The sequence below is a fragment of the Pseudomonas sp. BS3767 genome, from assembly GCF_900099665.1.
Lineage (GTDB): Bacteria > Pseudomonadota > Gammaproteobacteria > Pseudomonadales > Pseudomonadaceae > Aquipseudomonas > Aquipseudomonas cerasi.
Genome location: NZ_FNCX01000002.1, coordinates 470,321 through 481,399, shown reverse-complemented (window position 1 = coordinate 481,399; position 11,079 = coordinate 470,321). Strand labels below are relative to the sequence as shown.

The window sequence follows — 11,079 nt, the reverse complement described above, 5'->3', positions numbered from 1 at the left end:
AGTGTCCCTGATCGTTTCCGACCGCTTCCGCATTGTCGTGGGTCTAGGCAAAAGCGGCATGTCCCTGGTTCGCTTCCTGGCGAACCAGGGCGTGTCCTTTGCCGTGGCCGACACGCGGGAGAATCCTCCTGAGCTGGCGACCTTGCGTCGCGACTATCCGCAGGTGGAAGTGCGTTGTGGCGAGCTGGACGTGGATTTCCTCTGCCGTGCCGATGAGCTGTACGTCAGCCCCGGTCTGGCCCTGGCGACCCCGGCCCTGCAGCAGGCTCACGCACGTGGCGTCAAACTGTCGGGCGACATCGAACTGTTCGCGCGTCACGCGAAGGCGCCGGTGATTGCCATTACCGGCTCGAATGCGAAAAGCACCGTGACGACACTGGTCGGCGAAATGGCTGCTGCCGCTGGAAAGCGTGTAGCGGTGGGCGGCAATCTCGGCACTCCGGCGCTGGACCTGCTCAGCGACGACGTCGAGCTGTACGTGATGGAGCTTTCCAGCTTTCAGCTCGAAACCACTGATCAGCTCAATGCCGAAGTGGCGACCGTGCTGAATATCAGCGAAGACCACATGGACCGTTACAGCGGCCTGCCTGCCTACCACCTGGCCAAGCACCGGATTTTCCGTGGCGCACGGCAGGTGGTGGTCAATCGTCAGGATGCGCTGTCCCGTCCGTTGATTGGCGAAGGCCTGCCGTGCTGGACATTCGGCCTCAACAAGCCCGACTTCCATGGTTTCGGCCTGCGTGAAGAGAACGGCGAAAAGTACCTGGCGTTCCAGTTTGAAAACCTCATGCCGGTACGTGAGCTGAAAGTGCGTGGTGCGCACAATCAGTCCAACGCGCTTGCCGCCCTGGCCCTGGGGCATGCGGTCGGCCTGCCGTTCGACGCCATGCTCGCCAGCCTGCGCCAGTTCACTGGTCTGGAGCATCGCTGCCAGTGGCTGCGCGAGCACGAAGGCGTTCATTACTACAACGACTCCAAAGCCACCAACGTGGGTGCCGCGCTGGCTGCCATCGAAGGTCTGGGCTCGGATATCGACGGCAAGCTGGTGCTGATCGCCGGCGGCGATGGCAAAGGCGCTGATTTCAGCGGTTTGCGCGCGCCAGTCGCCGAGCATTGCCGCGCGGCGGTCTTGCTCGGACGTGATGCCCAGCTTATTGCCCAGGCATTGGGCGACGCTGTCCCGCTGGTGCATGTCAACACCGTCCAGGCGGCTGTCGAGCACAGCGCAAAACTGGCTCAGCGTGGCGATGCCGTATTGCTTTCTCCTGCATGCGCCAGTCTGGACATGTTCAAGAATTATGAAGAGCGCGGACGTGTGTTCGCGCAGGCAGTGGAGTGCTTGTCATGATTTTCGGTGTGATCAAGCCTTATCCATCGCCACTGATCAGTGGGCGAGGCATCGACCTGGACTTCCCGATGCTGGTCGGCTGCCTGGCGCTGCTCGGCCTTGGCCTGGTGATGATTACCTCGGCCTCGTCGGAAGTTGCCGCCGTACAGTCCGGTAACACGCTGTACATGATGACCCGTCACCTGGTTTATCTGCTGATCGGTCTGGGTGCCTGTGGCGTGACCATGATGATTCCGGTCGCCACCTGGCAACGCCTGGGCTGGATGATGCTGCTTGGCGCGTTCGGCCTGTTGTTGCTGGTACTGGTGCCGGGAATCGGGCGCGAGGTAAACGGTTCGATGCGCTGGATCGGTTTCGGCGCGTTCAACGTGCAGCCGTCGGAAATCGCCAAGGTATTCGTGGTGATCTTCCTTGCCGGCTACCTGATCCGTCAGCAGCAGGAAGTTCGCGAAAGCTGGATGGGCTTTTTCAAGCCGTTCATCGTGCTGCTGCCGATGGCCGGTCTGCTGCTCATGGAACCTGACTTCGGTGCGACCGTGGTAATGATGGGCTCGGCGGCAGCCATGCTGTTTCTCGGCGGTGTCGGCCTGTTCCGCTTCTCGCTGATGGTGGTGCTGGCGGTCGCTTCTGTGGTGGTGCTGGTCCAGGCCCAACCTTACCGGATGGCGCGTCTGACCAACTTTACCGACCCGTGGGCCGACCAGTTCGGTTCCGGCTATCAATTGACCCAGGCACTGATCGCCTTCGGTCGCGGCGAGTGGTTCGGCGTCGGACTGGGCAACAGTGTGCAGAAGCAGTTCTATCTGCCGGAAGCGCACACCGACTTCGTGTTCTCGGTACTTGCAGAAGAGCTGGGCGTGGTGGGTTCGCTGATCACCGTCGCGCTGTTCCTGTTCGTCAGTATTCGCGGCATGTACATCGGCATGTGGGCCGAGCGCGCCAAGCAGTTCTTCGGTGCCTATGTGGCCTACGGCCTTTCGTTCCTGTGGATCGGTCAGTTCCTGATCAACATCGGTGTGAACGTCGGTCTGCTGCCTACCAAGGGGCTGACCCTGCCGTTCCTCAGCTACGGCGGCAGCTCGCTGGTGATCTGCTGCGCGAGCCTCGGGCTGCTGCTGCGCATCGAGTGGGAATCGCGCAACAACATGGGCAGTGAAGAAGCCGAGTTCAAGGAAAGCGACTTCGCCGAGGACACACCGCATGGACGCTAACGTGCTGATCATGGCAGGCGGGACCGGCGGGCATGTATTCCCGGCGCTGGCCTGTGCGCGCGAGTTCCAGGCACGCGGCTACAAGGTCCATTGGCTGGGCACGCCGCGTGGTATCGAAAACGAACTGGTGCCGCAGGCCGGTCTGACGCTGCACCTGATCAACGTTACCGGTCTGCGTGGCAAGGGCCGCTTGTCGCTGCTCAAGGCGCCGTTCATGTTGCTCAAGGCCCTGATGCACGCACGCAAGGTTGTGCGTGAGGTGAAACCGGTCTGCGTGGTCGGCTTCGGTGGCTACGTCACCGGCCCTGGCGGTCTGGCGGCGAAGCTGGCAGGCGTACCGTTGATCATTCACGAGCAGAATGCCGTTGCCGGTACCGCCAACCGCAGTCTGGCCTCGTTCGCCAGCCGGGTGTGCGAAGCGTTCCCGAACACCTTTGCGGATTCATCCAAGCGTCGCACCACCGGCAACCCGGTGCGTGTCGAGCTGTTTCTGGAAACACCGCGTCAGGCTCTGGCCGGACGCAAGGCTCGTCTGCTGGTACTGGGCGGAAGCCTGGGCGCGGAGCCGTTGAACAAACTGCTGCCCGAGGCGCTGTCTCAGCTGCCTCAGGACATCCAGCCCGAAGTGTTTCATCAGTCGGGCAAGAATCATGACGCAGTCACCGCCGAGCGCTATCGCAACGTGGGCGTCGAGGCGCAGGTTGCGCCATTCATACAGAACATGGCCCAAGCCTATGGCTGGGCCGATCTGGTGGTCTGCCGCGCAGGCGCATTGACCATCAGCGAACTGGCCGCCGCCGGCCTGCCGTCGTTGCTGATACCGCTGCCCCACGCGATTGATGACCATCAGTCACGTAACGCTGACTATCTGGCTCGCGAAGGCGCAGCCTTCGTCATGCCGCAAGCGACAACTGGCGCCGCCGAGATGGCAGCACGCCTGAAAGAGGTTTTGATGCAACCCGAACAATTGAACAGCATGGCCCGCACTGCACGCAGCCTGGCCATGCCTGATGCAACCAGCACTGTCGTCAACGTCTGTGTGGAGGTGGCCCATGGTTGAGAATCAACGCGCCATGCCACAACCTGAAATGCGCCGTATCCGTCGTATCCACTTCGTCGGTATCGGCGGTGTCGGCATGTGCGGGATCGCCGAGGTGTTGTTGAACCTGGGTTACGAAGTCTCGGGCTCCGACCTGAAGGGCTCGGCCGTGACCGAGCGCCTGGAATCGTTCGGCGCACAGATTTTTATCGGCCATCGTGCCGAGAACACCATCGGTGCCGACGTGCTGGTAGTGTCCAGTGCCGTCAACACCTCCAACCCGGAAGTGGCCACCGCGCTGGAGCGCCGCATTCCGGTCGTACCGCGTGCCGAGATGCTCGCCGAGCTGATGCGTTATCGCCACGGCATCGCTGTTGCCGGTACGCACGGCAAGACCACCACCACCAGCCTGATCGCTTCGGTATTCGCTGCCGGCGGCCTGGACCCGACCTTCGTGATTGGCGGCCGTCTCAACGCGGCGGGCACCAATGCGCAGCTGGGCACCAGCCGCTACCTGATCGCCGAAGCCGATGAAAGCGACGCCAGCTTCCTGCACCTGCAGCCTCTGGTCGCTGTGGTCACCAATATCGACGCCGATCACATGGCGACCTACGAAGGCGACTTCAACAAACTGAAGAAGACCTTTGTCGAGTTCCTGCACAACCTGCCGTTCTACGGGCTGGCGGTGATGTGCATCGACGATCCGGTGGTGCGTGAAATTCTGCCGCTGGTCAAGCGTCCGACGCTGACCTATGGCTTCAGCGAGTCTGCCGATATACGTGCAATCAATGTGCGTCAGGACGGCATGCTGACATTCTTCACCGTACTGCGCCGCGACCGCGAGCCGCTGGATGTGTCGGTGAACATGCCCGGCAATCACAACGTACTCAACTCGCTGGCGACCATCGCCATCGCCACCGACGAGGGCGTCAGCGACGAGGCTATCGTTCAGGGCCTTTCCGGGTTCCAGGGCGTCGGTCGGCGCTTCCAGGTCTACGGCGAGCTGCCGGTTGACGGCGGCAACGTGATGCTGGTCGATGACTACGGTCACCATCCGCGCGAAGTCGCTGCCGTTATCAACGCTGTGCGTGGCGGCTGGCCTGACCGTCGTCTGGTGATGGTCTACCAGCCACACCGTTTCAGTCGCACCCGTGACCTGTACGACGATTTCGTGCAGGTGCTGGCGGACGCCAATGTGCTGCTGCTGATGGAAGTCTACCCGGCCGGTGAAGAACCGATTCCTGGTGCGGACAGCCGCAACCTGTGCCACAGCATTCGTCAGCGTGGCCAGCTGGACCCGATCTACATCGAGCGTGGTGTCGAGCTGGCGCCGCTGGTCAAGCCGCTGTTGCGTGCCGGCGACATCCTGTTGTGTCAGGGCGCTGGCGACATCGGTGGTCTTGCGCCACAGCTGCTGAAAAGCCCACTGTTCGCCGGTGCCAAAGTGGCCTCCACCGAAGGGAAGCTGAAATGACAGCCGTCGCCCAGTCGTCCCTGCGCTCGACACTCGAGCCGAAAAGCTTCGGCCGTGTCGCCGTGCTCTTCGGTGGCAAGAGTGCCGAGCGGGCGGTCTCGCTGAACTCGGGTAATGCCGTGCTCGGTGCGTTGCTCGAGGCTGGCGTGGATGCGTTCGGCATCGATGTGGGCGATGACTTTCTGCAGCGACTGGTCAGCGAGAAAATCGACCGTGCCTTTATCGTTCTGCACGGACGTGGCGGTGAAGACGGCACCATGCAAGGCCTGCTGGAATGCCTGGAAATCCCTTATACCGGCAGTGGCGTACTGGCTTCTGCCCTGGCGATGGACAAGTTGCGCACCAAGCAGGTCTGGCAGAGTCTCGGCCTCGCCACACCGCTGCATGCCGTTCTTGAAAACGAGAGTGATTGTATTTGCGCCGTGACGGAACTGGGCCTGCCTTTGATCGTCAAACCGGCCCATGAAGGTTCAAGTATCGGTATGGCAAAGGTGAACAGCGTCGATGAATTGATCGCCGCCTGGAAAGCCGCCAGTACCTACGATTCGCAAGTATTAGTCGAACAGTGGATTCAGGGACCTGAGTTCACTGTGGCGTCTCTGCGTGGCCAGGTGTTGCCTCCCATCGGCCTGGGCACTCCTCATAGTTTTTATGATTACGATGCCAAGTACCTGGCGTCCGATACTCAGTATCGGATTCCGTGCGGACTTGGCGATGCGCAGGAACAGGAACTCAAACAACTTGCAGCACGTGCTTGCGATGCCATCGGCATTGCAGGCTGGGCGCGCACGGATGTCATGCAGGACGCACAAGGCAAGTTCTGGTTACTGGAAGTCAATACTGTACCCGGCATGACCGATCACAGTCTGGTGCCTATGGCGGCCCGTGCGGCAGGTCTGGATTTTCAACAACTGGTGTTGGCGATTCTGGCCGACAGCGTTCAGGCGAGAGGTTAAGGCATGTACGGCGCGTCGACACGTCCTCAGCCACCTGCTCCCGGCCGCAACAAGCCGGTGCCGCGCGGCGCCAGCCGTATGGTGGCCAAGGAGCCCTTGTCGGCGCGCCTGCCCAAGGCCAACTTCAGTTTTCTGAAGCGTTTGCTCTGGCCTGTGCTGTTGGTGGTTCTGGGCTTCGGTACTTATGAGGCAGCACAGCGTCTGCTGCCGTACGCCGACCGCCCGATCACCCGCATCAACGTGCAGGGCGATTTGAGTTACATCAGCCAGCAGGCTGTGCAGCAGCGGATTGCGCCTTATGTGGCGTCGAGCTTTTTCAAGATCGATCTGGCTGCCATGCGCACCGAGCTTGAGCAGATGCCCTGGATCGCGCACGCCGAGGTCCGTCGTGTATGGCCGGATCAGGTCGTGATTCGTCTTGAAGAGCAGTTGCCGGTTGCCCGTTGGGGCGATGAAGCGCTGTTGAATAACCAGGGGCAGGCTTTCACACCGCGTGAACTGTCCAATTACGAACATCTTCCCCAGTTGTTCGGCCCGCAGCGGGCCCAGCAGCAGGTGATGCAGCAGTATCAGGTGTTGAGTCAGATGTTGCGCCCGCTGGGCTTCTCCATCGTGCGCCTGGAGCTGCGCGAGCGTGGCAGCTGGTTCCTGACGACAGGTGCCGGTAGTGCTGGCCCGGGTATCGAGTTGTTGCTTGGACGCGACCACCTTGTCGAAAAAATGCGCCGCTTCATCGCGATTTACGACAAAACGCTGAAAGACCAAATAACGAATATCGCGCGCGTCGACTTGCGTTACTCCAACGGCCTTGCGGTCGGTTGGCGCGAACAGGCAGCGCCGGCGACGGAAAAACCCGCCGTCGCGAAGAATTGATAAGAGGCAGGACCATGGCAAATGTGCAAAGCGGCAAAATGATCGTCGGGCTGGATATCGGTACCTCCAAGGTGGTGGCACTGGTAGGCGAAGTCGCGGCCGATGGCTCGCTGGAAATCGTGGGTATCGGTACCCATCCCTCCCGCGGCCTGAAGAAGGGCGTGGTGGTGAATATCGAATCGACCGTGCAGTCGATCCAGCGCGCAATCGAAGAAGCGCAGCTGATGGCCGGCTGCCGTATCCACTCGGCATTTGTTGGTGTGGCAGGCAGCCACATTCGCAGCCTGAACTCACACGGCATCGTGGCGATTCGTGATCGCGAAGTCAGCTCTGCGGATCTGGAGCGTGTGCTCGATGCTGCTCAGGCGGTGGCCATTCCTGCCGACCAGCGCGTGCTGCACACCTTGCCTCAGGATTACGTGATCGATAATCAGGAAGGCGTGCGTGAGCCCCTGGGCATGTCCGGCGTACGTCTGGAAGCCAAGGTTCACGTGGTGACCTGTGCGGTGAACGCGGCGCAGAACATCGAGAAGTGCGTACGTCGCTGCGGGCTGGAAGTCGACGACATCATTCTCGAACAGTTGGCCTCGGCGTATTCCGTGCTGACCGATGACGAGAAAGAACTGGGTGTATGCCTGGTGGACATCGGTGGCGGCACTACCGACATCGCGATCTTCACCGAAGGCGCCATTCGCCACACAGCGGTCATCCCGATTGCGGGTGATCAGGTGACCAACGACATCGCCATGGCGTTGCGCACTCCGACCCAGTACGCCGAAGAAATCAAGATTCGTTATGCCTGTGCGCTGGCCAAGCTGGCCGGTGCAGGCGAAACCATCAAAGTGCCGAGCGTGGGCGACCGTCCACCTCGCGAGCTGTCGCGTCAGGCCCTGGCAGAAGTGGTCGAGCCTCGTTACGACGAGTTGTTCACCCTGATCCAGGCCGAACTGCGCCGCAGCGGCTACGAAGACCTGATCCCGGCCGGCATCGTGCTGACCGGGGGCACAGCGAAAATGGAAGGTGCGGTCGAACTGGCCGAGGAAATCTTCCACATGCCGGTTCGCCTGGGCGTACCGCACAGCGTCAAAGGGCTCGCTGATGTCGTCCGCAACCCGATCTACTCAACCGGCGTAGGCCTGTTGATGTACGGGCTGCAAAAACAATCGGATGGCATTTCGCTGTCCGGGATTGTCGGCAATAGCAGCTACAGCGACGAAACCAAGGCACCGGTGCTTGAGCGTATCAAGCGTTGGGTGCAGGGCAATTTCTAAGTTTCAACGTTCAACGGTTTCACAGCTTCAGATTCAGGGCTTCACCAGCAGTATCGGCAGGCAGTAGGCAAAACTAACTAGAAAGCGGAAGGAGAGAGAAAATGTTCGAACTCGTAGACAACGTCCCGCAAAGCCCGGTTATCAAGGTTATCGGCGTAGGCGGTGGTGGCGGCAACGCTGTCAATCACATGGTCAAGAGCAACATCGAAGGCGTGGAATTCATCTGCGCCAACACCGATGCTCAGGCGCTGAAAAACATCGGCGCGCGGACCATTCTGCAACTGGGCACCGGCGTGACCAAGGGCCTTGGCGCTGGCGCCAATCCTGAAGTCGGTCGTCAGGCCGCACTGGAAGATCGTGAGCGCATTGCAGAAGTTCTGCAGGGCACCAACATGGTTTTCATCACCACTGGCATGGGCGGCGGTACCGGTACCGGTGCAGCACCGATCATTGCTGAAGTGGCCAAGGAAATGGGCATTCTGACGGTCGCAGTCGTGACCCGTCCGTTCCCGTTCGAAGGTCGCAAGCGTATGCAGATCGCCGATGAAGGCATCCGCATGCTGTCCGAAAGCGTCGACTCGTTGATCACCATTCCCAACGAGAAGCTGCTGACCATCCTCGGTAAAGACGCCAGCCTGCTGTCGGCTTTCGCCAAGGCTGACGATGTACTGGCCGGTGCCGTTCGCGGTATCTCCGACATCATCAAGCGTCCGGGCATGATCAACGTCGACTTCGCCGACGTGCGTACCGTGATGAGCGAAATGGGCATGGCGATGATGGGCACTGGCTGCGCCAGCGGTCCTAACCGTGCACGTGAAGCGACCGAAGCGGCGATCCGCAACCCGTTGCTCGAAGACGTCAACCTGCAGGGCGCTCGCGGCATCCTGGTCAACATCACTGCCGGTCCTGATCTGTCTCTGGGTGAGTACTCGGACGTGGGTAGCATCATCGAAGCGTTCGCTTCCGAGCACGCGATGGTCAAGGTCGGTACCGTTATCGATCCGGACATGCGTGACGAGTTGCACGTGACCGTGGTTGCCACCGGCCTGGGCGCGAAAATCGAGAAACCTGTCAAGGTCATCGACAACACGCTGCAGACCACCCAGCAGGCTCCTGCGCAGCAGGCGTCCCGTCAGGAAGCACCGTCGGTCAACTACCGTGACCTGGATCGTCCTACCGTGATGCGCAATCAGGCACACGCAGGCGCTACAGCAGCGGCGAAGATGAATCCAAACGATGATCTCGATTACCTGGACATCCCGGCTTTCCTGCGTCGTCAGGCCGATTGATGAAATGTATCAGGGGTATTAGGGTGATTGGTGTTCAGCAAAGGCATGGTCTGCTATCATCGCCAGCCTTTGTTGATACCAGTTCGCAACTTGCGCTGAAGCGGCCCATGCCATGATAAAACAACGCACCCTGAAAAATATTATCCGTGCCACAGGTGTAGGCCTGCACTCCGGGGAGAAGGTTTACCTGACCCTCAAGCCCGCACCTGTGAATACCGGCATTGTGTTTTGCCGAGCTGACCTTGACCCCGTCGTGCAGATCCCTGCGCGTGCGGAAAACGTCGGTGACACCACTCTGTCGACCACTCTGGTCAATGGTGATGTCAAAGTCGACACGGTAGAACACTTGCTCTCGGCCATGGCTGGCCTTGGCATCGATAACGCCTACGTCGAGCTCTCTGCCTCCGAAGTTCCTATCATGGACGGCAGCGCAGGCCCTTTCGTATTCCTGATTCAATCGGCAGGCCTGGAAGAACAGGACGAGCCGAAGAAATTCATCCGTATCCTGCGTGAAGTCACAGTCGAGGAGGGCGGTAAACGCGCTACTTTTGTGCCTTTCGAAGGGTTCAAGGTCAGTTTCGAGATCGATTTCGATCACCCCGTCTTCCGTGACCGCACCCAGAGTGCAAGCGTGGACTTTTCCAGTACTTCCTTCGTGAAGGAAGTCAGCCGTGCCCGGACCTTCGGGTTCATGAGTGATATCGAGTACCTGCGCAAGCACAACCTCGCACTCGGCGGCAGCGTGGAAAACGCCATCGTGGTCGACAAGGACGGTGTACTGAACGAAGACGGCCTGCGTTACGAGGACGAATTCGTCAAACACAAAATCCTCGACGCCATCGGTGACCTCTACCTGCTGGGCAACAGCCTGATTGGTGAGTTCCGGGGTTTCAAATCGGGGCATGCACTGAACAACCGTCTGCTGCGTACGTTGATCGAGCAGAAAGACGCTTGGGAAGTGGTGACTTTCGAGGATGCCAGTACGGCACCTATTTCTTACATGCGTCCTGTCGCGGCCGTGTAAGCAAGCTTTACTCTCTTTCCTTTTGTTCTTTAAAGGCTGCCCTCGGGTGGCCTTTTTTTATGGGTTTTTCAGGGGAGGTCAGTGCTGGCGGCGATCAGGCAGGGTTACTTCCTGTCCTTTGCATGGCTGGCCAGTCTTTCCAGTGCGGCACGCAAGCGCGGATCGGTGATGCCTTCAGCGGTGGCCTGAATGTTTTCGGCAGCCACTGCCGACAGGTCGATGGTGTGCGTGGCAGCTCCGCGTGGCGCTTCAGGCGGCTGCACCTTGAACACAATGCGGGTCAGGTTGATGAATTCGTCGAAGGCCATCATTTGCCGGTGCAGGCGTTTCTGCTGGTAGCGCAGGCGCGTGGCCCAGTGACCGTCCGTCACGATCAGCAACAAGGTACCTTCGCGCCACGAAGCCACGCGACAATGCTCCCGGGCCGCTGGTTGCAGCTGGCTTTCGAGCAGGCGCTGCAAGTGGCTGAGTCGCTCGGCGTGACGAAATATAGCCTTCAGGGGCTTGGCTTCACGCAGCAAAACCGCGGGCGGGCGGGCGTTCAGAGGACGAAAGGCCATGGTGGGATGCCTGGGTAACAAGATGAACATCTTA

General features: G+C 60.2%; 10 protein-coding genes. 9 read left to right on the top strand and 1 reads right to left on the bottom strand.

All coding sequences use genetic code 11. The annotated features are described in order from the left end of the window. Window position 1 precedes the first annotated feature (1 nt). From murD to lpxC, 9 genes are all read left to right on the top strand, one after another. Window positions 2–1,348 carry a UDP-N-acetylmuramoyl-L-alanine--D-glutamate ligase gene (murD, locus tag BLR16_RS06655; protein ID WP_074805050.1) on the top strand — a complete coding sequence of 449 codons (1,347 nt, stop codon included), beginning with the start codon at window positions 2–4 and terminating at the stop codon, window positions 1,346–1,348. After that, a complete protein-coding gene (gene ftsW / locus BLR16_RS06650; protein WP_003431463.1) occupies window positions 1,345–2,559 on the top strand; it encodes a putative lipid II flippase FtsW in 1,215 nt (404 codons plus the stop codon). The genes murD and ftsW overlap by 4 nt, the downstream gene beginning before the upstream one ends. Continuing rightward, window positions 2,549–3,619 (top strand): undecaprenyldiphospho-muramoylpentapeptide beta-N-acetylglucosaminyltransferase, encoded by a 1,071-nt coding sequence (gene murG / locus BLR16_RS06645; RefSeq protein ID WP_074805047.1) that lies wholly within the window; start codon window positions 2,549–2,551, stop codon window positions 3,617–3,619. The genes ftsW and murG overlap by 11 nt, the downstream gene beginning before the upstream one ends. Next, the gene (gene murC, locus BLR16_RS06640) at window positions 3,612–5,072 is read left to right on the top strand and encodes a UDP-N-acetylmuramate--L-alanine ligase (RefSeq protein WP_003424493.1); all 1,461 of its coding nucleotides are present in this window, start codon (window positions 3,612–3,614) and stop codon (window positions 5,070–5,072) included. Before murG ends, murC begins: the two co-directional genes overlap by 8 nt. Continuing rightward, a complete protein-coding gene (locus BLR16_RS06635) occupies window positions 5,069–6,028 on the top strand; it encodes a D-alanine--D-alanine ligase (protein WP_044308994.1) in 960 nt (319 codons plus the stop codon). Before murC ends, BLR16_RS06635 begins: the two co-directional genes overlap by 4 nt. Window positions 6,029–6,031: 3 nt before the next feature. Then, complete coding sequence (locus BLR16_RS06630; protein ID WP_003364019.1) at window positions 6,032–6,901, top strand: cell division protein FtsQ/DivIB; 870 nt, start codon at window positions 6,032–6,034, stop codon at window positions 6,899–6,901. A gap of 14 nt (window positions 6,902–6,915) precedes the next feature. Further along, on the top strand, window positions 6,916–8,172 hold the full coding sequence (gene ftsA / locus BLR16_RS06625; RefSeq protein WP_003364017.1) for a cell division protein FtsA: 1,257 nt from the start codon (window positions 6,916–6,918) through the stop codon (window positions 8,170–8,172). A gap of 101 nt (window positions 8,173–8,273) precedes the next feature. Further along, window positions 8,274–9,461, top strand: coding sequence for a cell division protein FtsZ (ftsZ, locus tag BLR16_RS06620; protein ID WP_002555041.1), 1,188 nt, complete (start codon window positions 8,274–8,276; stop codon window positions 9,459–9,461). A 112-nt stretch (window positions 9,462–9,573) separates the two neighbouring features. After that, window positions 9,574–10,485: a UDP-3-O-acyl-N-acetylglucosamine deacetylase gene (gene lpxC, locus BLR16_RS06615; protein ID WP_003364012.1), complete on the top strand. Its 912-nt coding sequence runs from the start codon at window positions 9,574–9,576 to the stop codon at window positions 10,483–10,485. Window positions 10,486–10,589: 104 nt separating this feature from the next. On the opposite strand, the gene BLR16_RS06610 is transcribed toward lpxC, so the two are convergent. Further along, window positions 10,590–11,045 carry a DUF721 domain-containing protein gene (locus BLR16_RS06610; RefSeq protein ID WP_003313540.1) on the bottom strand — a complete coding sequence of 152 codons (456 nt, stop codon included), beginning with the start codon at window positions 11,043–11,045 and terminating at the stop codon, window positions 10,590–10,592. Window positions 11,046–11,079: the final 34 nt, after the last annotated feature.

Coding starts and splice junctions, on each gene's coding strand:
- BLR16_RS06610 (WP_003313540.1), bottom strand. CDS start 11,045: ATGGCCTTTCGTCCTCTGAACGCCCGCCCGCCCGCGGTTTTGCTGCGT.
- ftsA (WP_003364017.1), top strand. CDS start 6,916: ATGGCAAATGTGCAAAGCGGCAAAATGATCGTCGGGCTGGATATCGGT.
- ftsZ (WP_002555041.1), top strand. CDS start 8,274: ATGTTCGAACTCGTAGACAACGTCCCGCAAAGCCCGGTTATCAAGGTT.
- BLR16_RS06630 (WP_003364019.1), top strand. CDS start 6,032: ATGTACGGCGCGTCGACACGTCCTCAGCCACCTGCTCCCGGCCGCAAC.
- BLR16_RS06635 (WP_044308994.1), top strand. CDS start 5,069: ATGACAGCCGTCGCCCAGTCGTCCCTGCGCTCGACACTCGAGCCGAAA.
- ftsW (WP_003431463.1), top strand. CDS start 1,345: ATGATTTTCGGTGTGATCAAGCCTTATCCATCGCCACTGATCAGTGGG.
- murG (WP_074805047.1), top strand. CDS start 2,549: ATGGACGCTAACGTGCTGATCATGGCAGGCGGGACCGGCGGGCATGTA.
- lpxC (WP_003364012.1), top strand. CDS start 9,574: ATGATAAAACAACGCACCCTGAAAAATATTATCCGTGCCACAGGTGTA.
- murC (WP_003424493.1), top strand. CDS start 3,612: ATGGTTGAGAATCAACGCGCCATGCCACAACCTGAAATGCGCCGTATC.